At 70.9% G+C, this 25,718-nt stretch carries 23 protein-coding genes; 10 read left to right on the forward strand and 13 right to left on the reverse strand.

All coding sequences use genetic code 11. The annotated features are described in order from the left end of the window. Nucleotides 1-14: 14 nt before the first annotated feature. The 5 genes from icmF to RFN52_RS35440 all read right to left on the reverse strand — a co-directional run bounded on the left by icmF (nucleotide 15) and on the right by RFN52_RS35440 (nucleotide 7,713). On the reverse strand, nucleotides 15-3,242 hold the full coding sequence (gene icmF, locus RFN52_RS35420) for a fused isobutyryl-CoA mutase/GTPase IcmF (RefSeq protein ID WP_184852704.1): 3,228 nt from the start codon (nucleotides 3,240-3,242) through the stop codon (nucleotides 15-17). A gap of 84 nt (nucleotides 3,243-3,326) precedes the next feature. Beyond that, nucleotides 3,327-4,304, reverse strand: coding sequence for a PDR/VanB family oxidoreductase (locus RFN52_RS35425; protein ID WP_184852706.1), 978 nt, complete (start codon nucleotides 4,302-4,304; stop codon nucleotides 3,327-3,329). 18 nt (nucleotides 4,305-4,322) lie between these two features. Beyond that, nucleotides 4,323-5,513 (reverse strand): acetyl-CoA C-acyltransferase, encoded by a 1,191-nt coding sequence (locus RFN52_RS35430; protein WP_184852708.1) that lies wholly within the window; start codon nucleotides 5,511-5,513, stop codon nucleotides 4,323-4,325. 28 nt (nucleotides 5,514-5,541) lie between these two features. After that, entirely contained in the window at nucleotides 5,542-6,147 is a 606-nt protein-coding gene (locus RFN52_RS35435) for a histidine phosphatase family protein (protein ID WP_184852710.1), read from the reverse strand. A gap of 27 nt (nucleotides 6,148-6,174) precedes the next feature. After that, a complete protein-coding gene (locus tag RFN52_RS35440; protein ID WP_184852712.1) occupies nucleotides 6,175-7,713 on the reverse strand; it encodes an AMP-binding protein in 1,539 nt (512 codons plus the stop codon). A gap of 196 nt (nucleotides 7,714-7,909) precedes the next feature. Here RFN52_RS35440 and RFN52_RS35445 point away from each other — a divergent pair, with 196 nt between their 5' ends. From RFN52_RS35445 to RFN52_RS35460, 4 genes are all read left to right on the forward strand, one after another. Beyond that, the gene (locus RFN52_RS35445) at nucleotides 7,910-9,151 is read left to right on the forward strand and encodes an acyl-CoA dehydrogenase family protein (RefSeq protein ID WP_184852714.1); all 1,242 of its coding nucleotides are present in this window, start codon (nucleotides 7,910-7,912) and stop codon (nucleotides 9,149-9,151) included. A gap of 60 nt (nucleotides 9,152-9,211) precedes the next feature. Next, nucleotides 9,212-9,976, forward strand: a complete 765-nt coding sequence (locus RFN52_RS35450) for an SDR family NAD(P)-dependent oxidoreductase (RefSeq protein WP_184852716.1) — start codon at nucleotides 9,212-9,214, stop codon at nucleotides 9,974-9,976. A gap of 3 nt (nucleotides 9,977-9,979) precedes the next feature. Then, complete coding sequence (locus RFN52_RS35455; RefSeq protein ID WP_184852718.1) at nucleotides 9,980-10,762, forward strand: ThuA domain-containing protein; 783 nt, start codon at nucleotides 9,980-9,982, stop codon at nucleotides 10,760-10,762. A gap of 170 nt (nucleotides 10,763-10,932) precedes the next feature. Further along, complete coding sequence (locus RFN52_RS35460) at nucleotides 10,933-11,637, forward strand: DUF4328 domain-containing protein (RefSeq protein WP_229856009.1); 705 nt, start codon at nucleotides 10,933-10,935, stop codon at nucleotides 11,635-11,637. Here the strand turns inward: RFN52_RS35460 and RFN52_RS35465 are convergent. Genes RFN52_RS35465 through RFN52_RS35480 form a run of 4 tightly spaced genes read right to left on the reverse strand, consistent with a single transcriptional unit; the run spans nucleotide 11,625 to nucleotide 16,461 of the window. Further along, nucleotides 11,625-12,686, reverse strand: coding sequence for an NAD(P)-dependent alcohol dehydrogenase (locus RFN52_RS35465; protein WP_184854155.1), 1,062 nt, complete (start codon nucleotides 12,684-12,686; stop codon nucleotides 11,625-11,627). The genes RFN52_RS35460 and RFN52_RS35465 overlap by 13 nt on opposite strands. Beyond that, entirely contained in the window at nucleotides 12,686-13,783 is a 1,098-nt protein-coding gene (locus RFN52_RS35470) for an ABC transporter permease (protein ID WP_184852720.1), read from the reverse strand. The genes RFN52_RS35465 and RFN52_RS35470 overlap by 1 nt, the downstream gene beginning before the upstream one ends. A gap of 27 nt (nucleotides 13,784-13,810) precedes the next feature. Then, nucleotides 13,811-15,334, reverse strand: coding sequence for a sugar ABC transporter ATP-binding protein (locus RFN52_RS35475; protein WP_184852722.1), 1,524 nt, complete (start codon nucleotides 15,332-15,334; stop codon nucleotides 13,811-13,813). After that, nucleotides 15,319-16,461: a sugar ABC transporter substrate-binding protein gene (locus tag RFN52_RS35480; RefSeq protein ID WP_184852724.1), complete on the reverse strand. Its 1,143-nt coding sequence runs from the start codon at nucleotides 16,459-16,461 to the stop codon at nucleotides 15,319-15,321. The genes RFN52_RS35475 and RFN52_RS35480 overlap by 16 nt, the downstream gene beginning before the upstream one ends. 237 nt (nucleotides 16,462-16,698) lie before the next feature. Between RFN52_RS35480 and RFN52_RS35485 the strand changes: the two genes are divergently transcribed. From RFN52_RS35485 to RFN52_RS35500, 4 genes are read left to right on the forward strand one after another with little or no spacing between them, the layout of a single operon-like run. Next, nucleotides 16,699-18,105 (forward strand): aromatic ring-hydroxylating oxygenase subunit alpha, encoded by a 1,407-nt coding sequence (locus tag RFN52_RS35485; RefSeq protein WP_311241133.1) that lies wholly within the window; start codon nucleotides 16,699-16,701, stop codon nucleotides 18,103-18,105. Then, nucleotides 18,090-18,416 (forward strand): 2Fe-2S iron-sulfur cluster-binding protein, encoded by a 327-nt coding sequence (locus RFN52_RS35490; protein WP_229856006.1) that lies wholly within the window; start codon nucleotides 18,090-18,092, stop codon nucleotides 18,414-18,416. Before RFN52_RS35485 ends, RFN52_RS35490 begins: the two co-directional genes overlap by 16 nt. Before the next feature lie 7 nt (nucleotides 18,417-18,423). Further along, entirely contained in the window at nucleotides 18,424-18,639 is a 216-nt protein-coding gene (locus RFN52_RS35495) for a transposase (protein ID WP_184852727.1), read from the forward strand. A gap of 4 nt (nucleotides 18,640-18,643) precedes the next feature. Further along, the gene (locus RFN52_RS35500) at nucleotides 18,644-19,675 is read left to right on the forward strand and encodes an NADP-dependent oxidoreductase (RefSeq protein WP_184852729.1); all 1,032 of its coding nucleotides are present in this window, start codon (nucleotides 18,644-18,646) and stop codon (nucleotides 19,673-19,675) included. Nucleotides 19,676-19,712: 37 nt separating this feature from the next. On the opposite strand, the gene RFN52_RS35505 is transcribed toward RFN52_RS35500, so the two are convergent. From RFN52_RS35505 to RFN52_RS35520, 4 genes are all read right to left on the reverse strand, one after another. Next, nucleotides 19,713-20,027 (reverse strand): putative quinol monooxygenase, encoded by a 315-nt coding sequence (locus RFN52_RS35505; RefSeq protein ID WP_184852731.1) that lies wholly within the window; start codon nucleotides 20,025-20,027, stop codon nucleotides 19,713-19,715. Between the two features lie 71 nt (nucleotides 20,028-20,098). Continuing rightward, nucleotides 20,099-21,835, reverse strand: coding sequence for a PEP-utilizing enzyme (locus tag RFN52_RS35510; RefSeq protein ID WP_184852734.1), 1,737 nt, complete (start codon nucleotides 21,833-21,835; stop codon nucleotides 20,099-20,101). Between the two features lie 31 nt (nucleotides 21,836-21,866). Continuing rightward, a complete protein-coding gene (locus RFN52_RS35515; RefSeq protein WP_184852736.1) occupies nucleotides 21,867-22,658 on the reverse strand; it encodes an SDR family NAD(P)-dependent oxidoreductase in 792 nt (263 codons plus the stop codon). 29 nt (nucleotides 22,659-22,687) lie between these two features. Then, nucleotides 22,688-23,851 (reverse strand): aromatic ring-hydroxylating oxygenase subunit alpha, encoded by a 1,164-nt coding sequence (locus tag RFN52_RS35520; protein ID WP_229856133.1) that lies wholly within the window; start codon nucleotides 23,849-23,851, stop codon nucleotides 22,688-22,690. A 305-nt stretch (nucleotides 23,852-24,156) separates the two neighbouring features. Between RFN52_RS35520 and RFN52_RS35525 the strand changes: the two genes are divergently transcribed. Together RFN52_RS35525 and RFN52_RS35530 are read left to right on the forward strand one after the other, a co-directional pair. Continuing rightward, nucleotides 24,157-24,612 (forward strand): VOC family protein, encoded by a 456-nt coding sequence (locus RFN52_RS35525; protein ID WP_229856004.1) that lies wholly within the window; start codon nucleotides 24,157-24,159, stop codon nucleotides 24,610-24,612. 96 nt (nucleotides 24,613-24,708) lie between these two features. Beyond that, the gene (locus RFN52_RS35530) at nucleotides 24,709-25,713 is read left to right on the forward strand and encodes a thiamine pyrophosphate-dependent dehydrogenase E1 component subunit alpha (RefSeq protein ID WP_229856002.1); all 1,005 of its coding nucleotides are present in this window, start codon (nucleotides 24,709-24,711) and stop codon (nucleotides 25,711-25,713) included. The last annotated feature ends 5 nt before the right edge of the window (nucleotides 25,714-25,718 follow it).

Here is a 25,718-nt window from a genome sequence, read left to right on the forward strand (position 1 = left end):
GCTACGGGGCTGGGTCAGACGTTGCGGCGGTACTGGCCGCCCACCTCGAAGAAGGCCTCGGTGATCTGCTGGAGCGAGCAGACCCGGGTGGCTTCCATGAGGACGGCGAAGACGTTGTCGCCGTTCGTCGCCGCGTTCTTGAGAGCGGCCAGGGCGTCGTGGGCCTGGTCGCGGTGGCCGGTGTGGAAGTCCCGCACGCGCTCCAGCTGGGACTGCTTCTCCTCCTCGGTGGCCCGGGCGAGTTCCAGCTCCGGAGGCCGGCTGTCGCCCCCGGGGCGGAGGAAGGTGTTGACGCCGATGATGGGCAGGGTGCCGTCGTGCTTGCGCTGCTCGTACAGCATCGACTCGTCCTGGATGCGGCCCCGCTGGTAACCGGTCTCCATCGCGCCCAGTACGCCACCGCGCTCGCTGATCCGCTCGAACTCCTGGAGTACGGCCTCCTCCACCAGGTCCGTGAGTTCGTCGATGACGAACGACCCCTGCAGGGGGTTCTCGTTCATCGCCAGGCCCCACTCGCGGTTGATGACGAGCTGAATGGCCAGCGCCCGCCGTACCGACTCCTCGGACGGGGTGGTGACGGCCTCGTCGTAGGCGTTGGTGTGCAGCGAGTTGGCGTTGTCGTAGATGGCCGTGAGGGCCTGGAGGGTGGTGCGGATGTCGTTGAAGTCCATCTCCTGGGCGTGCAGGGAGCGTCCGGAGGTCTGGACGTGGTACTTCAGCTTCTGACTGCGCTCGCCCGCCCCGTACTTCTCCCTCATCGCGACGGCCCAGACACGGCGGGCGACCCGGCCGAGGACGGAGTACTCGGGGTCCATGCCGTTGGAGAAGAAGAACGACAGGTTCGGGGCGAAGTCGTCGATGTGCATGCCCCGGGCGAGGTAGGCCTCGACGTAGGTGAAGCCGTTGGCGAGGGTGAAGGCGAGCTGACTGATGGGGTTCGCGCCGGCTTCGGCGATGTGGTAGCCGGAGATGGACACGGAGTAGAAGTTGCGGACCTTGTGGGCGATGAACCACTCCTGGATGTCGGCCATCATCCGCAGGGAGAACTCGGTCGAGAACAGGCAGGTGTTCTGGCCCTGGTCCTCCTTGAGGATGTCGGCCTGCACCGTGCCGCGCACGTTCGCGAGCGCGTGGGCCCGCAGCTCGGCCGCCTCCTCGGGCGACGGGTCACGGCCCTCTGCGGCTCGGAACCGGTCCGTCTGCTGGTCTGTCGCGGTGTTCAGGAAGAACGCCAGGATCGTCGGCGCGGGTCCGTTGATGGTCATGGAGACCGAGGTCGTGGGTGCGGTCAGGTCGAAGCCGTCGTAGAGGGCCTTCATGTCCGCGAGCGTCGCCACCGACACCCCGGACGTGCCGACTTTGCCGTAGATGTCGGGGCGTTCGTCCGGGTCGCGGCCGTAGAGCGTGACCGAGTCGAAGGCGGTGGACAGGCGGGTGGCCGGCTGGCCCTCGGAGAGCAGCTTGAAGCGCCGGTTCGTGCGGAACGGATCGCCCTCGCCGGCGAACATCCGCGCCGGGTCCTCGCCGTCGCGCTTGAAGGGGAACACCCCGGCTGTGAAGGGGAAGTAGCCGGGCAGGTTCTCCCCGCGCCAGAACCGCACCAGCTCTGCGTGGTCGGTGAAGCGGGGCAGGGCGACGCGCGGGACCTTGTTGCCGGACAGGGACTCCCGGGTCAGCTTGGTGCGGATCTCCCTGTCCCGGACCTTCACCACCTGCTCGTCCCCGGCGTAGGAGGCGATGACGGCGGGCCAGTTCCCGATCTGCTCCGTGATCTGGTGCGGGAGCTGCTTGCGGGCGTCGTCGAGGAGCGACTGCACGTTCGCCGCGTCGGAGCCGGCCTCGACGAGCTCGTCCCTGACCGCCTCCAGGTGCTGCACGCGCCTGGCCGCCTCGGCCAGTCGCGTGGTCTCGGCGTGGTACGTGCGGACCGTGTCGGTGATCTCGGCGAGATAGCGCACCCGGGCTGCGGGGACCACCTGCCGGATGCCGGAGGAGTGGCGTACCGCGACCGGTGCCAGCGCGCCCTCGGACAGCGGCAGGCCCTTCTCGGCCAGGCCCGTCTTCAGGTGCTGGTAGAGCGCGGTGACACCGTCGTCGTTGAACGTCGCCGCCGACGTGCCGTACACCGGCATGTCCTCGGGCCGCTTGCCGAACTCCTCGCGGTTACGGACCAGTTGACGGCCCACGTCGCGCAAGGCGTCCTGCGCGCCGCGCCGCTCGAACTTGTTGATCGCCGCGACGTCGGCGAAGTCGAGCATGTCGATCTTCTCCAGCTGCGAGGCGGCACCGAACTCCGGTGTCATCACATACAGCGAGGTGTCGACGAACGGCACGATCGCCGCGTCGCCCTGGCCGATGCCCGGAGTTTCCACGATCACCAGGTCGAACCCGGCGGCCTTGACCACGTCGATGACGTCGGTCAGGTGCTCGGGCAGCTCGCGACTGCCGCGGGTGGCCAGGCTGCGGAAGAAGACCCGGTTCCCGTCCAGGGAGTTCATCCGGATCCGGTCACCGAGCAGTGCCCCGCCGCCGCGGCGGCGGGTCGGGTCGACCGCGATCACGGCGATCCGCAGCTTGTCCTGCTGGTCGAGGCGGAAGCGGCGCACCAGCTCGTCCGTCAGCGACGACTTGCCCGAGCCGCCCGTGCCGGTGATGCCGAGCACCGGCATGACCCGTGCCGCGGCGGCTGCCCGCAGTTGCTCCAGAAACTCCCCGGGCAGCTTGCCCAGTTCCGCGCCGGTGATGGCGCGGGCGATCGCGAACCGGTCGCCGGCCAGCACGGCGGCCGCGTCGGCCGGCTTGCCGTCCCAGAGATCGAAGTCGCAGTCCTGGACAACGGAGTTGACCATCCCGGCCAGGCCCATCCGCTGCCCGTCCTCGGGCGAGAAGATGGTCACCCCGCTGCCGCGCAGCCGGGCGATCTCCTCGGGCACGATGACGCCGCCTCCGCCGCCCACCACACGGATGTGGTCGGCTCCCGCCGCGCGCAGCGACTCGACCAGGTACTCGAAGTACTCCACGTGCCCGCCCTGGTACGACGAGACCGCGACACCGTGGGCGTCCTCTTCCAGTGCGGCGTCCACGACCTCCCGCACCGATCGGTTGTGCCCGAGGTGGATCACCTCGGCGCCCTGGGACTGGAAGATGCGCCGCATGATGTTGATCGACGCGTCATGCCCGTCGAACAGAGCCGAAGCCGTGACCAGGCGGACGGGATGCACGGGCCGGTGCAGATCGCTCATGGGGGGCCTTCCCGGACGGGGCGGGGGTACTGTCGGCGGAAGAGATACTAGGACGTCCTAGTAAATTACTGGAGGTGATCACCGTCACAGATCGAGAACGAGGCGAGTCCCGCACGAGCGCGAGACGCAGATGAGCATGGTGTCGCCGGCGGCCCGCTCGTCCTCGGTCAGCAGCGAGTCGCGGTGGTCGGGCTTGCCGTCGAGTACGTCGGTCTCGCAGGTGCCGCACGTGCCTTCCCGGCAGGAGAAGTCGACCGCGACACCGGCCTGCTCCACGGTTTCGAGGATCGAGCGGTCCGCCGGCACGGTGAGGGTGAGCCCGGATCGTGCGAGCTCCACCTCGAAGGCCTCGGCCGGGCCGGTCTCGGCCGTCCGCACCGGGGCGAACCGTTCGACGCCCAGCGTGCCGGGGGGCCAGCCCGCGCACTGTTCCTGCACCGCCTGAAGCAGGGGTTCGGGGCCGCAGGCGTGCACCAGGGTGCCTTCTTCGGGTACGCCGAGGTGGGCCGCGAGGTCCAGCAGGCCGTACTCGTCCTGCGGACGGACGAGTACCCGGTCCCCGTGCGGGGCGAGGCGGTCCAGGAACGCCATGGACGTACGGGTGCGCCCGCCGTACAGCAGACGCCAGTCGGCCCCTGCGGCCTCGGCGGCCTCCACCATCGGGAGGATGGGCGTGATACCGACACCGCCGGCGACGAACAGGTGGCGTGCGGCGGGCCGCAGCGGGAAGTTGTTCCGCGGTCCGCGGACCCGCGCGGCGGCGCCTTCGCGCAGGTGGTCGTGGACGTACGCGGAGCCGCCGCGGCCCCGCGGCTCGCGCAGCACGGCGATCTGCCAGGAGTCGCGTTCGGCCGGGTCTCCGCACAGGGAGTACTGCCGGATCAGATCGCCGTTCTCGCCGTCGGCTCCGGCCAGGAGTACGTCGATGTGGGCGCCCGGCGTCCAGGCGGGGAGCATCCCGCCGTCGGGGCGCCGCAGGGTGAGGGAGACGACGCCGTCGGCGGCGGCGGTACGGGCCGCCACGACAAGGGTCGTGTCGACCGAGGTCAGTTGGACGTTCATGATGGTTCGGCTCCGGGTTCAGTCCTGGGTCGGCACATGCAGCAACAGCGCGTCGCCCTGGCCGCCGCCCCCGCACAGGGCCGCCGCTCCGCTGCCGCCTCCCCGCCGCCGCAGTTCGGCCGCGAGAGTCAGCACCAGCCGGGCTCCGGTCATGCCGACCGGGTGCCCGAGCGCGATCGCTCCGCCGTTGACGTTCACCTTGTCGAGAGGGATGTCCAGCTCCCGTACGGAGGCCAGGGCCACTCCGGCGAACGCCTCGTTGATCTCGAACAGGTCCAGGTCGGCGGCCTTCAGGCGGCCGTCCCGGGACAGGGCGTCGCGGACCGCGCCGGCCGGCTGGACGAGCAGTGAGGGGTCGGGGCCGGCGACCGTGCCGTAGGCACCGATCTCGGCGAGTGGTGTCAGGCCCTCGAACCGGGCGCGCTCCGCGCTCATCACGACGACGGCCGCGGCGCCGTCGGAGAGCTGTGAGGAGTTGCCCGCGGTGATGGTGCCGGCGTCGGAGAAGGCCGTCCTCAGGCGCCCCAGGCTCTCGGCGGTGCTTCCCGGCCGTACGCCCTCGTCGGTGTCCACCACCATCTCGCCCCGGCGTCCCGCCACGGTGACGGGGGCGATCTCCTCGGACAGTGCGCCCGACTCCTGGGCGTGGGCGGCCCGTTGATGGGACAGTGCGCTGTACTCGTCCTGCTCCTCGCGGGTCAGGCCGTACGGCCGCTGGTAGCGCTCGGTGGCCGCGCCCATGGAGACGCCGTCGAAGGCGCAGACCAGGGCGTCACGGTCGAGGGCGTCCTCGGCCGCGGCCGAGCCGTACTTCCAGCCGGTGCGAGCGCCGCGCAGCAGGTACGGGGCGTCCGACATGGACTCCATGCCACCGGCGACGACCACCTCATGGCGGCCGGAGGTGATCATGAGGTCGGCCAGGGCGATGGCGTGCAGACCGGACAGGCAGAGCTTGTTGACGGTGCTCGCGGGGACGGAGAACGGAATGCCGGCGCCGATCGCGGCCTGCCGTGCCGGGTTCGGGCCGGCCCCGGCCTGCACGACATGACCCATGACGACGGCTTCCACGGCCGCCGGGTCCAAGCGGACGGCGGCCAGTGCCGCGCCGATGGCGTGGGCGCCGAGGTCGACCGCGGACACGGTGCTCAGGGCACCCGCCAGCCTGCCGATGGGCGTCCTTGCTCCGGCGACGATGACGGATCCGGGCATGCCGGGACCTCCTGGGGTGTGGGGCGGGTCAGGCGACCGCGTCGACGGCACGTTGGGCGACCATGTGGGCCGTCTCGTTCACCGAGTGCAGGACGATCCGGCCCCCGGGCATGCGCCGCACCCGGCTGACGGACGTGTAGTCGGGGTGGAACCAGAACATCGTGGGCAGGCCGAGCACCGTCGCCAGATAGGTGTTGGTGATGCCGCCGTGGCACACGACCGCGACCCGCCCGCCGGGATGGGCGTCGAGGATGGTGTCCATGGCCCGCCGGGCACGGGCGCGGAAGGCGTCCCGGTCCAGTTCGGGCACGAAGTCCTCGTAGCGCCCCTCGGCGAGCGCCGCCGCCCGGGGATCGTCCGCGCCGATCTGCTCCGGCGGCATGTAGGGCTGGGACACGTCGGTGTCCCACTCGCGCAGGTCGTCGAGGACGGTGGCGGTCATGCCAGTGAGGCGTTCCAGGGGTGCCACGGTCTCGCGGGCACGCCGGTACGGGCTGGAGTACAGGGCGTCGACGTCCTCGTGCACGAGCCAGGCGGCGAGGCGCTCGGCCTGGGCGGTGCCCTCCGGCGACAGCCTGGGGTCGAACACGCCCGCCAGGGGGAGGCCGTGCCGGATGAGGAGGAGTTCGGTCATGGGTGGTCCTAACTGGGTGAGCCCGGCTCAGCCGGCGATGGTCCGTTCGGAGTGCCAGTACGGGCGGCGCATCGCGCGTTTGTCGAGCTTGCCCATCGCGTTGCGCAGCAGTTCGGGGACGAACTCGTACGACTTCGGGCACTTGTGGGCGGCGAGGTGCTCGCGGCAGAACCGGTCCAGCTCATCGGCAGGCGGCTCGTCCCCGGCGACCACGACAAGCGCCCGCAGTGACTCGCCGAAGTCCGGGTCGGGCACGCCGACGACCGCGACCTCGGCGACCGCCGGATGCCGCCGCAGGACCGCCTCGCTCTCGGCCGGGTACAGGTTCACACCGCCGGAGACCACCACGTCCGCGGCCCGGTCGGTGATGAAGATGTAGCCGTCCGCGTCGACGTAGCCGATGTCGCCGAGCGTGAAGACGCCGGGGGAGAGGTAGGCGGACCTGGTCTTGTCCGGGTCCGCGTGGTAGCGGACGCCCTGGTCGTCGGGTGCCCGGAAGGCCAGCAGTCCGCGTTCGCCGGGCGGCAGCGGCCGGCCGTCGTCATCGGTGACCAGGACCTCGAACGGGGCCCGGACACGCCCGACCGAGCCCGGGTGCGCCAGCCACTCGCTGCTGCTGATGCGGGCCACCGTCCCCGCCTCGCTGGCGCCGTACGACTCGGTCAGCACCGGACCGAACCACTCGATCATGACCCGCTTCACGTCCGGCGGACACGCGGAGCCGGTGTGGGACACCTGCCGCAGGCTGGAGACGTCGTAACGGGCGCGGACCTCCTCCGGGAGGGCGAGCAGCCGCTGGAAGTGGGTGGGCACCATCACCGTCGAGGAGACCCGCCACCTCTGTACCCGGCTGAGGAACGTCTCCCCGTCGTACCTGCCGAGGACGACCACCGGCTGACCGGCCGCCAGGTGCCGCAGCGAGGTCAGCGGCGCGTTGTGCTGGAGTGGACCGCACACCAGGTGCGGCCCCGGCGGGAAGCCGGGCCGGGCGGACATCGCGGCGAGATAGGCGGCGCTGTCGGCGACCGGGCCGCTCACCCAGCGCACCTCGGTGCCCCGCGCCCGTCCGGTGGTGCCCGAGGTGTAGACGAGCGGGGGCCGGGCGGGCCGGTCCGCAGGGACGGTGCGTCCGGCCGGTGCGGCCGCCAGCCACAGGTCCCAGTCGAAGGCGTGCCCGACGGCCGGCGTTCCGTGTGTCACCAGCGGCAGGCCCAGTTCCCGGGCCGCGTCCAGGGCCGCACCCGCCCCGGCGGGGCCGGTGACGATCGCGGTCACGCCCGCGTCGATGATCTGGTCGACGAGTTCCCCCGACGTGAGATTCCGGGACGTGGCCACGGTCCCGACGCCGGTCCGCAGTCCGGCCAGATGGGCCACCAGTGTCGGGATCGCGTTGTCGCCCAGGACGGCGATCCGGTCGTCGGGGCCGGGCGCCAACTCCAGCAGCCGGACCCCCGCCCGTGCGACCTGGTCGACGAGTCCGGACCAGGACAGCACGTCCAGGTCGTCCGCCAGGGCGGGTTCGTCGGGTGTCTCCTGGGCGCGACGGTCGAGTGGCAGCAGCGACATGGCTCCTCCGGCGGCTCATCGGGCCTCTCCCGAATCGAGGGGAGAGGTGATGCGGTGACTGTAGCGTTTATCAAGAAAGTGCGGAACACTCTGATCCCGAGCGGAGGCATTCCAGCATGCTCAAGGCGTCTTGCGAGCGCACTTCGCCGCCGACCGTTACTGAATCTTTCGTCTGGTAAGTGTCCGAGGAGGAGTCATGCCCCAGCCCGATCCGGACGCATGGCGCGCGCAGGTACGGCAGTGGCTGGCCGGCGCGCTCGAACCGGCGCGGGCGCCGGAGTCCGCCGGAGAAGACGCGGATCTCGCCGTGTTCCACAACCTCCCCGAGGACGAGGAACGCCTGTTGCTGGAGCGCTGCCGCGCCTATCAGCGGGCCCGCTTCGACGCCGGCTACCAGGCGCTGACCCTCCCCGCGGACAAGGGCGGCGCGGGCCTGACCGCCGCCCACGTGGCCGTCTTCGCCGAGGAGGAGTCCGCCTTCGAAGTGCCGCCCTCCACCGAGCTGATCAGCGTCACCGTGCGCCTGGTCGCGATGGCCGTCTCCCTGTTCGGAACGGCTGAGCAACTCCGGGACCACGCACGCGCGTTCCTGCGCACCGATCTGCTGGCCTGCCAGCTCTTCAGCGAGCCGGGTGCCGGGTCCGACCTCGCCGCCCTGCGCACCCGCGCCCGGCAGGCCGACGGGGGCGAGTGGGTGATCGACGGCCAGAAGGTGTGGACCTCGGGAGCCCAGTTCGCCGACTACGGTCTGCTGCTCGCCCGCACCGACCCGGACGTCGTCAAACAGGCCGGCATCACCGCCTTCCTGGTCCCGATGGACGCCCCGGGCGTGGAGGTGCGCCCCATCCGGCAGATGAGCGGCGGCGCCTCCTTCAACGAGGTCTTCCTCAGCGGCGTACGCGTCCCGGACCGGCTCCGGATCGGGCGGCGGGGCCAGGGCTGGGAGGTCGCCACCACCACCCTCGCCTTCGAACGGACCGCCTCCGGCAGCGGCAACCGCCGCAAGGGCGGCACCTTCGCGGACGTGCTCGCGCTCGCCCGCTCCCTCGACCGCACCTCGGACCCGCTGGTCCGCCAGCGCCTCGCCGACCTGTACGTGCGCGCCGCCCTGCGCGCGGCCACCGTGGACCGCGTCGCCAGGACGAGCGCGTCCGGCGGCCGGCCGGGCCCCGAGGCGTCGTTGACCAAGCTCATGGCATCCGACCTGCTCACCCGCACGGGTCAGGTCGCCGCCGAGCTGATGGGGGCGCGTATCAGCGCCGACACCGGGGAACCGGGCACCTTCGCCTGGACACAGCACCTGCTCGGTGCCCCCGGCTACCGGCTGGCCGGAGGCACCGACCAGATCCAGCGCAACCTGATCGGCGAACGGGTGCTGAAGCTGCCACCGGAGCCGCGGGCGGACCGGGCGCCGTTCTCGCAGCTCCCCGGCAACTGAAGGACTTCTCGGCAACCGGGCTACCGGGACCGTTTCGGCAATCACAAAGGAGTGACATCGATGGATCTGGGACTGACAGGCGCGAAGGCGCTGGTGACCGGCGCGAGCCGGGGCATCGGCCGCGCGATCGCCGGAACCCTCGCGGCCGAGGGCTGCGCACTGGCCCTGTGCGCCCGGGGCGAGGAAGGACTGGCCAAGGCGGCCGCCGAACTGCGCGGCGAGGGGGCCACGGTGTTCGCGGAGCCGGTCGACGTCACCGACCCGGCCGCCCTCGCGCGCTTCGTGGAGCGGGCGGCCGGTGAACTCGACGGCCTGGACCTGCTGGTGTCCAACGTGTCGGCGGGCAACGTGAAGGGCCCCGAGTCCTGGGAGGCCAGCCTGCGCGGCGACCTGATCCCGTTCGCGGGACTCGTCGAGGCGGCCCTGCCGCACCTGGAGGCCTCCGACCGGGCCGCCGTCGTGGCCATCGGCACCACCAACGCCTCCGACACCGCACGCCCGGCCGGAGCGAACTCCTACTCCGCGCTCAAGGCGGCCGTCGTCCAGCACGCCTCGGCCCTCGCCCATGCCCTCGCGCCGAAGGGCATCCGCGTCAACACCGTCTCACCCGGCCCGATCGACTTCCCCGGCGGCGCCTGGGAGACCATCCGCGCCAGCCGCCCCGAGGTGTACGAGGAGGTACTCGCCAAGCTGCCCATCGGCCGCTACGGCACCGCCGAGGACGTGGCCGCCGCGGTGGCGTTCCTGCTCGGACGGACCGGCTCCTTCTGTGTCGGGGTCAACCTCGTGGTGGACGGCGGGCTGCTCACCCGCGTCCAGTACTGAGCCGTGGGTGGCCCGGCCGGCCGCCTGGACGCCGTACTGGTCTGCGGCGGCCGCTGGCACGACTTCGACCTCGCGCGACTGCGGCTGCTGGAGCTGCTCGGCGAGCATCCCCGGGTGCGCACCACGGTGTACCAGGACTACGACTGCGTGGCCGCGCTCGACAGGGCCGACCTGCTGGTCACCTACACCTGCGACGTCCGGCCCCGCCCGGCGCAACGGGCCGCGCTGGCACGGTTCGTCGAGCGGGGCGGGCGCTGGCTCGCCCTGCACGGCACCAACGCGGTGATCGAGCCGTCGACCGGTGGCGGGCCGCGGGTGTTCACGACTCCACGGCTCCTCGGGGAACTGGCGGAGGTGCTCGGCAGCCAGTTCCTGGCTCACCCGCCGATCGAGCCGTACGAAGTGCGGGTGACCCGGCCCGACCATCCGCTGGTCGCCGGGATCGGGCCGTTCACGGTCACCGACGAGCTGTACGTGTGCGAGCTGCACGGGGAGCTGGAGGTACTGCTGCACGCCGAGTACACGGGGCCGTGCCGCGGTTTCGCCGAGGGCTACACGGCGGCCCTCAACCGTGCGCCCCGGCCGGTGCTGTACCTCAAGCGGCACGGCCTCGGCGAAGTCTGCTACTTCACCCTCGGCCACTGCCGGGGCCGGTACGACATGCAGGACCTCGGCGTGGACGACACCGGACGCGTGGACGTGGGGCCCTGGGAGACACCGGAGTTCCTGACGGTGCTCGGGCGCTGTGTGGAGCGGACGGTGGGCGCGCGAAGCCCGGCTCGGTGAGGCACGGGCTGTGGCGTGGGCGCTGGGGGGGGCGCCCGGGGGCTACCCAGGGTCCAGCCCGTCCGTCCGACCTGCGGATTGTCATGGACGGGACCTCCCGTCAGGCGTACCGTTCCTCCGCGCGCGCTCTTCGCGGGCCTTTTCCTTCTCCGCCCGTGGGGGGCACCGTCATGTCTGCATCCAATGAACTCCGTCCGCGTCGCATGCTGCCGAGCGGAACACCACGCTCGGCGCGCGGACTGCTGGCCGCGGCGTCGGCGGCGCTCGCGATCGTCGCCCTCAGCGATCTCTTCGCCGTCTTCGCCGGAGCCCGGATCTACCTGCTCATCGACGAGGACCATGGATTTGCCGCCGCTCCCCGGCAAGGGCTGGACGCCGCCTACTCGCTGTACCAGACAGCCGGCAACGCTCAAGGCATCGTGTACCTTCCCTGCGCGGTCCTCTTCGTCGCCTGGTTCTTCTGGACGCGACGCAACACCGGGCTCCTGGCACCCGATCGGTTCCATAAGGGTCCGGGCTGGGCGATCGGCGGCTGGCTCATCCCACTGGCGAACTTCTGGCTGCCGTACCGCATCGCCGTCGACATGTGGGGTGCCGCGACACCCCTGCCTGCCGAGGGAGAGCCGTACCGGGCATCGATCTGGCCCGTGAACCTGTGGTGGGGACTGCTCGTGTCCAGCACGCTGTTCGACTGGTACGCCGCGTCGCGATACAAGAGCGCCGAGACCCTCACGGAGATTCGAGCCGCGGTGATGCAGTACATGGCAGCGGACGCCCTGCACATCGCCGCTGCCGTGGCCGCGGTGTACTTCGCCGTCCGCCTGACGTCCATGCACTGGCTGAAGGCGACCGCGAGCAGCCCTTACAGCGAGTGAGGCGACGAGGTGTGCGGCAGCACCACCGCGCGGCCGTCGATCTCCCCGGCGTGCAGGCGCTCGTACGCCTCGGGCGCCTGTTCCAGCGTGAAGATTTCGACGTGGGACGACACCAGACCCTGGCGTGCGAGCTCAAGGACCTCCATGAGCTCCCTCCGGCTGCCCCAGTAGGGGAAGGAGGCCGACACCTCGAACGGCAGCCCGCCCCCGAAGCCGACGGCCAGCGTGCCCCCGCCGAGGCCGACGACAGTGACATCGCCCGCCACCGCCACCGAGGCGGCGGCCACGGCCAGGGTCGCCTCGGCCCCGACGAAATCCAGGACGACCTCCGCTCCGGTACCGCCGGTGAGCGCGCGGATTTGTGCGGCCGCCTCGCCGTCGGAGAGGAGCGTCTCGTGCGCGCCGACTTCGCGTGCCAGCTCCAGCTTCTCCTTGCTCACGTCGAGGGCGACCACCCGGGCCGGGGTCAGCGCGCGCAGCAGCTGTACGGCGAGATGCCCCAGACCGCCGACGCCGATCACCACCGCCGTGCTGCCGGGCAGCAGCTTCGGCAGGGACCTGCGGATCGCGTGGTACGGGGTCAGCCCGGCGTCCGTGAGGGGTGCCGCCTGAACGGGGTCGAGTCCGTTCAGCGGCACCAGGTGGCGGGGCGAGTCCACCAGCATGTACTCCGCCAGGGCACCGGGTGAGCCGAGCCCCGGCGGCAGGATGCCGAGCCCGGCGGCGCGCGGGCAGCAGTTCTCCTTGCCCTCGGCGCACTGGTGGCAGCGCCCGCAGCCCCACGGGCCGTACACCGCCACCGCCTCGCCCTCCGTCACGGAGGTGACGCCGGCGCCCAGTGCCGCCACCGTGCCGACGCCCTCGTGACCGAGTGTCATCGGCAGCGCGTAGGGGAACTGCTCCTCGGGCCAGCCCATCACCGCCAGATCGGAGTGGCAGAGCCCCGCCGCCGTCACCTTCAGCAGCACCTGGCCCGGGCCGGGTTCCGGCACCGGGACCTCCACGACCTCGGGGGCGTGCCCGACCCGTCGGTACTGAACGGCCTTCATCATCGGACCTCCTTGCGGGTGGTTGTCTCCGGACGGGTCCCCGCCCGGCGGCGCAGAACGGCGGGCAGGGCGATCCGGCCCCCCGTGAGGACCAGCGCCACGATGAGGACCGAGCCGGTGAACAGGCTCGCGGCCCACTGCGCGCTGGTGGCGAGCCCGAGTCCGGTGATGCCGGTGCCGAGCAGCAGGACCGCGAGGACCGTGCCAAAGGCGTTGAAGCGGCCCGCGCGCAACTGGGTCGCCCCGACGAAGGCGGCGGCGTAGGCCGACAGCAGGTACGGAGTGCCCGCGGTCGGCGATCCGGAGCCGACCGAGGCCGTGAAGACGACGCCGGCGAAACCGGAGAGCAGCGCGGAGGCCACCAGGGTCAGAAAGCGCAGCCGGTCGGTGCGCACCCCTTGCAGCCGGGCCGCGTCGGCGTTGAACCCGGTCGCGTACAACCGGCGTCCGGTGGCGGTGTGTTCCAGCAGGAACCAGATGGCGAGGGCGGCGAGGAGCAGATACAGCACCGGCAGGGTGATGCCGCCGGCGTCCAGCTGGGCGATGCTCGCGAACGGCTCGGCGAGCAGCCGCACACCGGTGATCGAGCTGTCGTCGGTGACCATGGTGATCAGGGACTGGATCAGCGCACCGGTGGCCAGGGTGGCGATGAACGAGTCGACACGCAGGACCACCACCACGATGCCGTTGACGACCCCGACCAGCAACGCGGCGGTCATCGCCAGGGCGATGGCCGTGCCCGGCCCGAGCCCGGAGGAGACCATGAAGTGCGCCGTCAGCACGCTGGTGAGCGACATGGTGAAGGCGATGGAGAGGTCGAAGACGCGTGCGGCCAGCGGTGGTACGACACTGAGGGCTACCAGGCCTGCCACGGCGTTGCCGTTCAGCACCTGCTTGACCGTGATGACGGTCGGGAACGTGTCCGGCGCCCAGACGGTGAAGAGCACGACGATGACCAGCCACACATACACGGCGCCGATGTTCCGGAACGACAGGGCGGCCGCCGCCCGTCGGCCCGGTCTCCCCGGGGCGGACACCGGGGACCTCTCCGGTACGGACGGCGGGACCTCCGCCGCCCGGGTCGGGGTGGACGTCATGTCACTGGGTTCCTTCCAGGGCTCATGTCACTCGGTTCCTTCCATGGCGTGCACGAGCGCGGGCTCGGTGATGTCCCGGCCGCTGATCTCCCGTGCGATCCGGCCGTCCCGCACCACCAGGACGCGGGTGCACAGCGCGAGCAGGTCCTGCGTGTCGGAGGAGGACACCAGGACGCCCATGCCCTCCTCGGCCTGACGCTCTATCAGGTCGTACAGCTGCAGACGGGTGGCGATGTCCACGCCCGCCGTCGGTTCGCACAGCGCCAGCACCGGCGGCCGCCCGGCCAGACAGCGGGCCATGACGACCTTCTGCTGGTTGCCGCCGCTCAGCGTGGTGATCCGGGCCCCGCGTCCGGCCGTACGCACCCCGACCCTCTGTATCCAGTCCTGCGCCAGGGCGGACTCGCGGCGCCGGCGCAGCCGCCCGGAGCGGGAGCGCAGGCGGTCCAGGAGCGGCAGCGTGAGGTTCTCGCCGACCGAGAAGTCGCCGATCACCCCCTCGCCCGCCCGGTCCGCCGGGACCAGGGGAAGGCCCAGGCCGTGTGCCTCACGCGCCTCGGTCCACCGCTCGGAGCGTTCCGGCAGCCGGAGCCTGCCGCTCACCCGCCCGGCATGGGCCCCGCACACCGCGTACGCCACGACCTCGTGGCCGGAGCCGACCAGACCGGTGATGCCCAGGCGCTCGCCTCTGACCAGGTCGAAGTCGACTCCCCGCAGTGGCCCGGCCCACAGGTCGCGGACCTCCAGCACGGGGTCGGCAGAACCGGAAGGGGGCGCCGGACGGTGGGCGGTCTCCATCTCCTCGCCCGCCATCAGCTCCGCCAGCGCGCGCGGAGTGAGCTCGGCGACCGGGCGGGTGGTGATCCGGCGTCCGCCACGGATCACGGTGACCCGGTCGGCCAGAGCGAAGATCTCGTCCATCCGGTGCGAGACGTACAGCACGCCGGCGCCGGCGTCGCGGACCTCCCGCACGATGTCGAAGAGGCGGGCCACCTCGCCGGGCGGAAGCACGGCGGTGGGCTCGTCGAGCACCAGGACCCCGCGGCGGCCCTCCCAGCCCTGCAGTGCGGCGGCGATGGCCACCACCGTGCGCTGGACCGGGGTCGCCGTTGCCAGCGGCCTGCGCACGTCGATGCCGAGGCCGAACCGTTCGACGAGGGCGCTCGTCCGCCGTTCCATCTCCGGCCAGCGGATGTTGCCGAAGGCCGTGCGGGCGAAACCATGGCTGAGCGCGAGGTTGTCGATGGCGCTCAACTCGCCCACCAGCCCCAGCTCCTGGTGGACGAAGCGGAGCCGTTCGTGGCGGGATGCCGTGACCTGGCCGAGGCCGAAGGGCTCGCCGTCGAGTTCGGCGACGGCACCGGGCTCCGCGTGGTGGTAGCCGGCGAGGATCTTGATGAGGGTCGACTTGCCGGAGCCGTTGGGCCCGATCAGGGCGTGGATCTCGCCGGGCATGACCTCCAGGTCGACGTCCTTCAGCGCCTGGGTGCCGCCGAATCTCTTCGACAGGGCGGCCACCCGTAGCACCGGCCCGGTCAACTCAGTCCCCACAGTGCCTTGAACTGCTTCTCGTAGTCCTCGACGATCGGGAAGTCGCCGTCGGCCGAGGGCAGGTTGTCCTTGGTGACGAGCATGTTGGGCAGCGCCGCCTTCTGGTCCACGGCCATGGTCCCGCCGGTGAAGTGCCGGGCGAGTGCGTCGGCCTGGAGCCAGGCCGTCTCGTGCGAGTTCAGCGCCATCGCGCCGTCGGTGAGACCGCCCTCGATGTACTGGTAGTTCTGCGCGTCACCGACGTTGACGACAATGCGCTTGCCGGTGATGCCGGCGGTCTTCAGCGCGGCCGGCACACCCACGTTGAGCAGGCCCAGGGAGAAGACGACATGGGTCACCTTCGGGTGCGACCGGAGGTAGGACACGACGCGGTCCGGCATGTCCTTGCCCACCGCGGTGATCGGCACGTCGACGTTGTCGAGCGCGCAACCGTCGCACCACTCCTTGTACTTGGCCGCGAAGGAGTCCTTGACGGGCTTGAGGATCGTGTAGGCCGGAAGATCGAAATAGACGGTGTCCGCCTTGGCTCCGCTGTTCGACACCACCCATGAGGCCAGCATCTCGCCCTGGACGCCGACGTCCTTCGGCCCGTTCTTCAGGAGGGAGACGCCCTCGCCCGTCACGTCGTCGGCATTCGACTGGATGACGGGGATGCCGGCCGCCTTCAGCTGCGCCAGCTGCTTCGCGTAGACGGCACGGGGGAAACCGGAGGCGACGACGGCGTCCGGCTTGTCGCGTACGGCCTGCTCGTAGGCGGCCTGGACGGACTCCGGGGTGCCCTGGGTGGCGATCTGCTTGACCTGCCAGCCGAGTTCCTCCGCGGCCTCGGTGAAGAAGCCGGCGAGGTCCTTGCAGGACTGGACGCCGCAGAGGATGAAGTCGATCTTCTTGCCCTGGGGGATCGCCTTGCCCACGGGCTCGGTCACGGAGATCGTGGCCGGGCGTTCGGAGTACTTCGCCAGGGCTGCGCGGGCCGCCGTCAGGCCGGGGGAGCCGGGCGCCCCCGCCTGCGTCGAGTCGGCCGCCGGAGTGGCCCCGCTGCCGCATGCCGCGAGGGCGAGCAGGGCGGCGACGGGGAGGATCGCGGTCAGCGCGCGGCGGACCGCGCGACGGGGTCTGGAACTCATCGTTGAGCACTCCCGTGGTGTGACGGAGAAACTTATGAGGCACTACAGCCTCAAGTGGGTCGGAGTGTGACATGGCCCAGCGGGCTTGGGGAGAGGGCTACCGCAAGAAATTCCGGAGTAACGGTGCGAAAGTGCGGTGATCTCGGGAGGTGTGGAGATCGTTCACCGGCGCCAGTATTGCTCCCGGCTGTCAGCGCTAACTACACTCAATCTAAAGTTTCTGCCGGAGGAGAGATGATGGACGAAACGTCGGAGCCGGCCACGGCGCGGTGCCCCGGGCCCAGCGTCCAGGACTACCTCGACCAGGACAGCCGCCCCGTTCCCCCCGCCCTGAGGTACGAGCGGAACGACTACCTCGGCAGCGAGGACATCGACACGGCCCGTTTCACCTCCCGTGAGTGGGCCGAACGCGAGATGCGGCAGGTCTGGCGGCGCGTCTGGCAGTTCGCCTGTCTGGAGAGCGAGATCCCCGAGGTCGGCGACCACGAGGTCTACGAGATCGGCGACGACTCCCTCATCGTCGTCCGCACGGCTCCCGACGAGATCCGCGCCTACGTCAACGTCTGTCTGCACCGCGGACGCAAACTGCGCACCGGCGGCGGCAACGTCAGCGAGTTCCGCTGCTCGTTCCACGGCTTCGCCTGGAACCTCGACGGCACGATGCGGACCCCGCCCTGTGCCTGGGACTTCCCGCACGTCACCCCGGAGAAGTTCGCCCTGCCCGAGGCCCAGGTGGCCACCTGGCGCGGCTTCGTCTTCATCAACATGGACCCGTACGCCGAGTCCTTCGACAGCTACCGCGGCACCTTCGACGACTACTACATCTGGCCGCTGGAGAACCGCTACAAGTCGCTGCACATCGGCAAGGTGCTGCCCTGCAACTGGAAGGTCGCACAGGACGCGTTCATCGAGTCCTTCCATGTGATCGCCACACATCCGCAGATGCTGACGTGGCTCGCCGACGCCAACTCCCAGTACGACGTCATGGCGGACCAGCCGAACTGGAACCGGATGATCAACATCCAGGGCGCGCCCAGCCCGCATGTGGCGGCCTCCGTGACGGAGGAGGACGTCCTGGAGACCTTCTACGACTCGCGTTCGTTCTATTCCGCCGCCCAGGGCCGCGACCTGGTGATGCAGGAGGGTGACGAACTGCCGGCGATCCCGCCCGGCGGCACCGCCCGTCAGGTCCTCGCCGCGCGGATGCGCGAGCAACTGGCGGCCACCTCGCACCAGGACTTCTCACAGACCCCCGACACCGAACTGCTGGACGCCATCAACTACTTGCTGTTCCCCAACTTCAACCCCTGGGGCGGCGCCAAGTCGAACATCATCTACCGGTTCCGGCCCAACGGTCTCGACCCCGACTCCTGCACCGCCGAGATCATCTTCATGTCGTCCCCGAAGCAGTCCGGCGAGACGCCGCCCCCGGCGAAGATCCGCTGGGTGCCGGAGGACATGCTCTTCGCCGACATCCCCGAACTCGGCGTGCTCGGACCCGTCTTCGACCAGGACTGCGAGAACCTGCCCTACGTCCAGCAGGGCCTGAAGGCGATGCGCAAGCCGGGCATCACCCTGGCGAACTACCAGGAGAGCCGTATCCGCCACTTCAACCAGACGCTCGACCAGTGGATGAGCAGGTGACCCACCGGGTGTCGGTCAGACCCGCCGGCGTCGAGCTCGAAGTCCTCGACGGTGAGGACGTCTTCACCGCCGCCGGGCGGCTCGGGTACCGCTGGCCCACCGTCTGCGGCGGCAAGGGCACCTGCCGTACCTGCTTCGTCCAGGTCGAGGAGGGCGCCGAGAACTGTTCACCCGTGGGCCCGCTGGAACGCGAGGGCATCGAGGCCCTGCGCAGACCGGTGGACGGCCTGACCCGGCTCGCCTGCCGGCTCCGGGTCGAGGGCCCGGTGACCGTGACCAAGCGCGGCGTACGCCGCCCAGTGCAGGAGTGAGGCCCCCATGTCCAAGCAAGTGATCCACCCGCTGACCGGCCATGTGTACCGGCTCACCGAGGAAGGACTGGTCGAGGTGACCGATCCCAGGACAGGGGTGCAGGGCGTCTTCGACTTCCAGGCCCGGTGGCAGTCGGGCGAACTGCGCCACGCCGACCTCCAGATGGCCGGCTGGGTCGGCCGCCTGGCCCAGCGGCGCAGCACCCGGCAGCCGGAGGGGTGATCCCGTGACGCCTCGTACCACCCGGGCGGTCTGCCTGGTGCGCCGGCCCGACGGAGAACCGCTCCTCGGTGACTTCGCCGTCGAGGAGCGCCCGCTGCCGCCCCTGGGCGAGGGGCAACTGCTCGTCCGCAACCTCTACATGAGCGTCGACCCGTCCATGCGCGGGCGGCTGTCGACCACCGAGAAGCACTACACGCACAACTTCACCCCCGGATCACCGCTCGACGGCCGCGCCCTCGGTGTCGTGGAGGAGAGCCGCTGCCCCTCGGTCCAGCCGGGCACGTACGTACGCCATCAGCTCGGCTGGCGGGAGCGGGCGGTGCTCGACGCGGCGGCCGTCGACGGCGCCGGTCACATCGACCCCCGGCTCGCCCCGCTGCCCACCTGGCTGGGCCTGCTCGGCCAGACCGGGTTCACCGCGTACGTGGGCCTGACCCGTATCGCGCAGCTGCGTGCGGGCGACACCGTTTTCGTGTCGGCCGCGGCCGGCGCCGTCGGCACCGCCGCCGGCCAGTTCGCCCGTCTGCTGGGCGCGGACCGCGTCATCGGGACCGCCGGAGGGCCGGACAAGTGCGCCCTGCTGGTGAAGGAGTTCGGCTACGATGCGGCCGCTGACTACCGTGCCGAGCCGGTGCGCGACGCGCTGGCGCGACTGGCACCCGACGGCATCGACGTGTACTTCGACAACGTCGGCGGTGAGCAGCTCGCCGCGGCTCTGCACGCGCTGCGGACCGGTGGCCGGGTCGCCCTGTGCGGCATGATGTCGCAGTTCGGCGGCGGAGGACGGACCGTGGACATCAACCAGTTGATGCAGGCGGTCCTCAAGCGGCTGACGTTGTCCGGCTTCATCGTCCGCGACCACGAGCACCTGCGGCCGGAGTTCGAGCAGCGGGTCGCGGGCTGGCTCGCCGAGGGCCGGATCACCGCGCGCGAGACGGTCGTCGACGGCCTGGAGAACGCCGCGGGAGCGCTGCTGTCCCTGCTGGGCGGCGCCAACGTCGGCAAGATGCTGGTGCGGCTGGACGAGTCCCACTGAAACTGCTTGCGAACGGCGCCCCGGCACGGGCGCCGTTTCAGCGCATGGGTCGTGACGCGGCGACGGTGTGGGCCGTCAGGGAGACCCCGACCCGGGTCAGCCCAGCGACGGCCGTCCGGAAGTCCTTGATGTGCGCGGTGGCGAAGTGCTCGTCGAGGGCCTGCCGCGAGGTCCAGTGCTCGTACACCCGGATACGCCGCTCGTCGGTGGGATCTGCGGTCATCGCGTAGTCCAGACAGCCGCGTTCCTCCTCGCGGGTACGCCGGCCCAGCTCGACGAGGGCCGTCAGCATGGTGTCGCGGTCGCCGGGTCGGTAGTCCATCCAACCGGAGACGATGATTTCCTCAGCCATGGTGGTCCTTTCGAGGTCGTGCCCGCGGGCCCGTCGCTCCGTGCAGGGAAAGCGACGGGCCCGCGGTGTTCTCAGATGGCGAGCGGGGCGGGAACACTGTCGACGGTGACCATGCCCTGCTCACCGTCGACCGTGATCACCATGCCGTCCCGCAGCCTTCGTGTCCCGCCCTCGACGGAGATCACGGCCGGGATGCCCAGCTCGCGGCAGACCACCACGGCGTGGCTGTTGAGCGCGCCCACGTCCACGACGGCAGCGCCGGCGACCAGGAACAGCGGGGTCCAGGCCGCGTCCGTGATCGGTGCGACCAGCACTTCGCCGGGCTCCAGCGCCTCGCACGAAGCCGGGTCGGTGACCACCCGCACCCTGCCGGTGTACCTGCCGTGGCTGCCGCCCACCCCACCGAGCACATCGCCCTCGACGGCCGCATCGGTCCGCTCCTCGGCGCGGCGCGGCCAGGTGTCGATCTCGGTTTGCGCGTCGTCGGCGACGAAGAACGGCGGCTCCAGCTCGTGCAGACCCGCGTACTCCTCCAGCCGCCGCGCGATCACCGGACCGAAGGACTCCGGGGCGGCGACATAGTCGTCGAGTTCGGTGTCCAGCAGCATCATCACGTCCTCGGGCCGGGCGAAGAGCCCCGCCGCGACGCCGCGGCGACCGAGCTCCCGTACGGCCATGCGGATCTCGTTGACGACGGTGACGCAGTTCGCCTTGGTGCGCTCGCGGGCCGCGATCCACACCTGGGAGGCGTGCATCCCGGCGTCGAACATCGGCTGCGCCTCCTCGGGCAGCACGGCCCGGATCTCCCGTGCCGTCCGCTCGCGCCCCTCGGTCAGCCGTTTCCGGCGGGCGGCCGGGGAGTCGTCGTCGGAGCTGTGCCGGATCCGGTCGACCAGGGCCAGCGCCTGGACGGGCGACGCCTCCCACGACAGCGCGTGGATGTCCCACTCGTTGGGACCGCGGTCGCCGGACTCCGCGAGGAACTCCTGGAAGGAGTCACGAAACGCCTTCACGTCCCCGCTCGCCCCGTCGAGCGCCCGCTCCACCGCGGCCGGACCCTGGTCGAAGAGCATGCTCAGTTCGGCCGAGGCCGCCACCTGGCGGGACAGTGTCCACAACCCGGTCGAGGGGGAGGCGGAGTCGACGTCGCCGAGACCGCCGATGAGGTCGAGCATGGCGCCGGGGCGGTCCACGCTCGCGCACAGCGGGCCGAGGATCGCCGGTCCGACGGACGCGGGCAGCGACGATTCGACGTGCCGCTGGAACGTCGTCTCCACCTCGTCCAGCAACGACCGGGCGTGCGCCACCAGTTCGGCGTCGGACAGCCTCGTCAGGTCGGGTCGCGAGCGGCGCAGCGCGCGCAGCCGTTCCCGGTCGGCGTCGGCCTCCGGGAAGCCGGCCTGGCCGAGCATGCGCTGGAGCGTCGCGCCCGCCTTGGCGGTCAGCTCCTCGTCCTGGTCGTCCGGGTGCGCCAGGTACACCGGCGTGTCGGAGCGCTGACCGACGAAGGCCGCGTCGATCTGGTCCGCCGTCTGGCCCATACGGATGCCGAACAGCCGCATGTGGGACAGGTTCAGATAGAAGTGGCCGCCGAACATGCCGACGAACGGCGGCCGGGGGCCGGCCACCTCTTCCTCGCGGTAGATGCCGAACCCGACGAAGCCGCGACGCCAGCCTTGCAGGCCCCGCCCCCAGACCAGGGTCCAGCCCAGTGGGCTGGCGGGTTCCGGCAGGGTCTCGCCCGCGTTGGCCCGGGTGTAGTGCGGCAGCCGCTCACTGCGCTGCCAGTCCGTGATCCAGCTCTTCATGACCGAGGTCTCCCGCTGTCCGTACCCGCGCCTACCACTGCGCTGTTCCGCCGTCGACGCTGATCAGCGTGCCGGTGATACCCGCCCCCGCCTCGCTCGCGAGCAGTGAGGCGACCGCCGCGACCTGCTCCACCGTGGTGATCTTCTTGGTGGCGGCATGCTCGGCGAAGCGGCTCAGCCAGTCCTCGTAACTGACCCCCTCGGCCTCGGCGGCGGCCGGGCCCGCCGCCCGCATCAGGTCGGTGTCGACGGCGCCGGGACAGATGGCGTTGCAGGTGACGCCCTGCGTGCCGTACTCGAAGGCGGTCGCCTTGGTGAGCCCGTGGATGGCGTGCTTGTTGGTGATGTAGTGGCTGATCGCGGGCTTGTTTGCCTGCTTGCCCTCCACCGAGGAGATGTTGATGATCCGGCCCCAGCCGCCCGCCAGCATCTTCGGCAGGGCGCGGCGGGTGCCGTAGAAGTAGGCGTTGAGGTTGAGCTTGAGCGCGTCGTGCCAGGCGTCGTCGCTGAGCTCGTGGATCGGGGCGAAGCCCGAGGTGCCGCCGACGTTGTTGACCCAGATGTCGAGCCGGCCGAAGCGTTCGGCGGCGAAGTCCGCCAAGGCCTCGATGTCCTCCTGGCTGTTGGCGTCGCAGGCCTGGAAGACGGCCCGGTCCCCGGCGTTCATCTCCTCCAGTGCCTGCTTGCCCTTGAGCTCGGAACGGCCGCTGATCACGACCGTGGCGCCGTCGGCCAGGAATGCTTCGGCGATGGCGCGGCCGATGCTGCGCGTGCTGCCCGTGATCACCGCGACACGTCCGTCGAGGCTGCCCGTAGCCACCATGCTGGTCTCCCGCGAGTGTTGTTGGTCCGTCACCTGGCGGCTCTGGCGCGTCCGGCGCTGTTGTCCAGGTGTTCGTGGATGGTGCGGTGGAAGTGCTGGAGCCCGGGCTCGTTGCGTCCGAAGACGAAGTCGGTCCCGTTCAGGGCCTCAAGGCCCTGCTGGACTCCGTAGGTGGTCGCGTAGTCCTCGTCGCGGACCACCTCGTGGAACCACTCGCCGAACCGGTCGGCGGCCTGGCGCTCCTCCTCGGTCACCGCCGGTTCCCGCAGCAGGATGATCTGCTGGGTCACCGAGTCGGTCGCCGTGCGGGGGAGCACCAGGGAGACGGCGATCTTCTGGCGCCAGCCGCCGGCGATCGCCAGGCCCGGGAAGAGCCAGTAGATCGGCCCGACACAGTCCCCGGGGTCGCGCTGGTCCGGCGGCAGCTCGACCGCCTGCGCGATGGGCCGCAGGGCCGGTGCGATGCGCTGGTGGGGGCCCCAGGTGTCATGCGCCATCATGTTCGAGAGGTTCGTCTCGAACACCGTCTTCGGGTGCAGTGAGGCGAAGTGGTAGGTCTCCAGATATCCGTCGAGGGTGACCTTCCAGTTGGGACTGGTCAGCTCGCTCGTGGCGTAGTGGTGGCACTCCGCGAGCCGGAGGCCCTCCAGCAGGGGCTGCAGTTCGCCCAGCCAGTCGTCCAGGTCGGGCTCGGCCGCCGGGTCCAGCGAGACGAAGACGATCCCCGCGCGCTCCCCGGCCGGGAGTCTGACCAGGCTGCGGCCTTCGCGCGGAACCTCCCCGAAGGTCTTCTCGGCGTACACGCCCCGCAGCTCCCCGGCCAGGTCGTAGGACCAGGAGTGGTACGGGCAGGTGAGCCGCCTCGACACCCCGCAGCCGGGTTCGAGGAGCTTGGCCCCCCGGTGCCGGCAGGCGTTGATCATCGCGTGCACGGTGCCCTGCCGGTCACGGGTGATCAGCACGGGGACGCCGAGCACGTCGATCGCCTTGTAGGTGTTCGGCCCGGGAAGCTCGCAGGACATGGCGAGCGGCAACGGGACGCTGCGGTGGACGGCGTCCATCTCGCGCCGCCAGCGGTCGGCGTCGAGGTAGCTGGCCACGGGTTCCGTCCACTGGCCGTCCGCCTCGTGCGTCGTGTGGTCGCGGTAGTGCGCCATCACACGCTCGACGAGTTCGGCGGCTTCCCGACGCATCGTCACGGACGCGGCGTCGGTGGACCGGTCCTGGCTGATCCACGACGAGTATTCGGGGGCCGAGGGGGCCGAGGGGGCCGAGGGGGCCGAGGCCGGCACCCTGCGCTCGGCGCCTGGTTCCCGAATCTCCGGCGAACTGGTCTGGACCACGATGTCCTCACAATCCTCCCAGCCGCGAGCCGGTGACCGGCTTCGGAACGCGACAGCTGGGCTGTGACCGAAACGACAACAGGACTTAGTGTGGTCTGTCAATAGAAAGTGGCGAAGTGGCTGTTCGGTGTCCCGTGGGAGTGGGTGTGATGGTCATGACCCTGCCGTTCGAGGTGGGCGTGGTGGTGCGGGACCTGGAGCTGATGGAGCGCTTCTACTGCGACGTGCTCGGCTGCCGCGCCGAGCGCCGCTCGGGTGTACCGGAGTCCGTCGGCGGCCCGGCCGGACTCGGCGGCGAGCTTGTGGTCGCCTGGCTGCGGGTGCCCTCCGGGGGGTGCGTCAAGTTGATCCTTCCCCGGTCGGCGCCGGTGCCGGAGCGGGCGGCCGCCTCGCCGGCCGGGCGTCCGGGCCTGTCGTATCTCACCTTCCACTTCGACGACATGGGTCCGGTCGTGGAGGCGCTGCGGGCCGCAGGTGCCCGGCCTCTCTCGGACCCGGTCGTGGTCCGGGCGCGCGGTCGGCGGATCAGCTTCTGGGCGGATCCGGAGGGCAACTCCGTGGAGTTGGTGGACGCGCGGGGCGGCGATCCGGATCAGGGGCGTAGTAATTAGAGAGACTGTTCAGTAAGGTGCCCCATGCTGGTTACTGTAGACCGGTACAAGTAAGTCCGATTGCTTGGCAACCTCCCTCGGGCGAAGGGGCGGACGATGGCTCAACGAGCGTCAACGGCGTCGAAGGAATCCACGCAGGTCAGCACACAGGTCATCAAGGACCTGCACGAGCGCATGGTGCGCATCCGGCTGTTCGAGACCGAGGCGGGAAAGCTCATGGAGGCCGGCAAACTGCCCGGCTTCCTGCACCTCTATGTCGGCCAGGAAGCCGTCGCCGCCGGCGTCATGGCGGCCCTGCGCGACGACGACCAGATCACCTCCACCCACCGCGGCCACGGGCACGCCGTGGCCAAGGGCGTCGGATTGCGCGAGATGTACGCCGAGCTGTACGGCCGGGTCACCGGCGCCTGCCTCGGCCGCGGCGGCAGCATGCACATCAACGACCTCACCCGCGGCATGCTCGGCGCCAACGGCATCGTCGGAGCGGGCGTCCCGATCGCCGTGGGCGCCGCCTTCGCCGCCCGGTACAAGGGCGAGGACAACGTCGCCGTGACCTTCTTCGGCGACGGCGCCACCAATATCGGCGCCTGGCACGAGGGCGCCAACATGGCCGCGATCCTCGGCCTGCCCGTGGTCTTCGTCTGCGAGAACAACGGCTACGCGGAGTTCACCCCGCAGTCCGGGCACATGCTGCTCACCGACGTCGCCGACCGGGCCGCCGCCTACGGCATGCCCAGCGTGGTCGTCGACGGCATGGACGCGGTCGCCGTCCACCGGGCCGCCACCGAGGCCGTCGAACGGGCCCGGTCCGGCGCGGGCCCGATGATGATCGAGGCCAAGACCTACCGCTACTTCGACCACCAGGGCGTCAAGGGCCTGCGTCACCCCTACCGCTCGGACGAGGAGGTCGCCGAGTGGAAGGCGCGTGACCCCATCGACCTGCTGGAGGCCCGGGCCGTCGCCGACGGCACGGCGACCCGTGCGGAGCTGGACGACGTTTGGCAGCGCACGCGCGACGAGATCGCCGACGCCATCGCGTACGCCGAGGCGAGCCCGCTGCCCGACCCCGCCGACCTGCTGCTCAACGTCTACTCGGGATGACCGCC

Origin of the sequence: Streptomyces collinus (assembly GCF_031348265.1) — a bacterium.
GTDB lineage: Bacteria > Actinomycetota > Actinomycetes > Streptomycetales > Streptomycetaceae > Streptomyces > Streptomyces collinus.

What these genes read in the sequence shown, in the direction of transcription:
- RFN52_RS35465 (WP_184854155.1), bottom strand. Translation starts at nt 12,686, where the DNA reads ATGAAGGCCGTTCAGTACCGACGGGTCGGGCACGCCCCCGAGGTCGTG.
- RFN52_RS35480 (WP_184852724.1), bottom strand. Translation starts at nt 16,461, where the DNA reads ATGAGTTCCAGACCCCGTCGCGCGGTCCGCCGCGCGCTGACCGCGATC.
- RFN52_RS35460 (WP_229856009.1), top strand. Translation starts at nt 10,933, where the DNA reads ATGTCTGCATCCAATGAACTCCGTCCGCGTCGCATGCTGCCGAGCGGA.
- RFN52_RS35425 (WP_184852706.1), bottom strand. Translation starts at nt 4,304, where the DNA reads ATGAACGTCCAACTGACCTCGGTCGACACGACCCTTGTCGTGGCGGCC.
- RFN52_RS35505 (WP_184852731.1), bottom strand. Translation starts at nt 20,027, where the DNA reads ATGGCTGAGGAAATCATCGTCTCCGGTTGGATGGACTACCGACCCGGC.
- RFN52_RS35510 (WP_184852734.1), bottom strand. Translation starts at nt 21,835, where the DNA reads ATGAAGAGCTGGATCACGGACTGGCAGCGCAGTGAGCGGCTGCCGCAC.
- RFN52_RS35440 (WP_184852712.1), bottom strand. Translation starts at nt 7,713, where the DNA reads ATGTCGCTGCTGCCACTCGACCGTCGCGCCCAGGAGACACCCGACGAA.
- RFN52_RS35435 (WP_184852710.1), bottom strand. Translation starts at nt 6,147, where the DNA reads ATGACCGAACTCCTCCTCATCCGGCACGGCCTCCCCCTGGCGGGCGTG.
- RFN52_RS35470 (WP_184852720.1), bottom strand. Translation starts at nt 13,783, where the DNA reads ATGACGTCCACCCCGACCCGGGCGGCGGAGGTCCCGCCGTCCGTACCG.
- RFN52_RS35450 (WP_184852716.1), top strand. Translation starts at nt 9,212, where the DNA reads ATGGATCTGGGACTGACAGGCGCGAAGGCGCTGGTGACCGGCGCGAGC.
- RFN52_RS35520 (WP_229856133.1), bottom strand. Translation starts at nt 23,851, where the DNA reads ATGCGTCGGGAAGCCGCCGAACTCGTCGAGCGTGTGATGGCGCACTAC.
- RFN52_RS35485 (WP_311241133.1), top strand. Translation starts at nt 16,699, where the DNA reads ATGGACGAAACGTCGGAGCCGGCCACGGCGCGGTGCCCCGGGCCCAGC.
- icmF (WP_184852704.1), bottom strand. Translation starts at nt 3,242, where the DNA reads ATGAGCGATCTGCACCGGCCCGTGCATCCCGTCCGCCTGGTCACGGCT.
- RFN52_RS35530 (WP_229856002.1), top strand. Translation starts at nt 24,709, where the DNA reads ATGGCTCAACGAGCGTCAACGGCGTCGAAGGAATCCACGCAGGTCAGC.
- RFN52_RS35430 (WP_184852708.1), bottom strand. Translation starts at nt 5,513, where the DNA reads ATGCCCGGATCCGTCATCGTCGCCGGAGCAAGGACGCCCATCGGCAGG.
- RFN52_RS35445 (WP_184852714.1), top strand. Translation starts at nt 7,910, where the DNA reads ATGCCCCAGCCCGATCCGGACGCATGGCGCGCGCAGGTACGGCAGTGG.
- RFN52_RS35515 (WP_184852736.1), bottom strand. Translation starts at nt 22,658, where the DNA reads ATGGTGGCTACGGGCAGCCTCGACGGACGTGTCGCGGTGATCACGGGC.
- RFN52_RS35495 (WP_184852727.1), top strand. Translation starts at nt 18,424, where the DNA reads ATGTCCAAGCAAGTGATCCACCCGCTGACCGGCCATGTGTACCGGCTC.
- RFN52_RS35525 (WP_229856004.1), top strand. Translation starts at nt 24,157, where the DNA reads ATGACCCTGCCGTTCGAGGTGGGCGTGGTGGTGCGGGACCTGGAGCTG.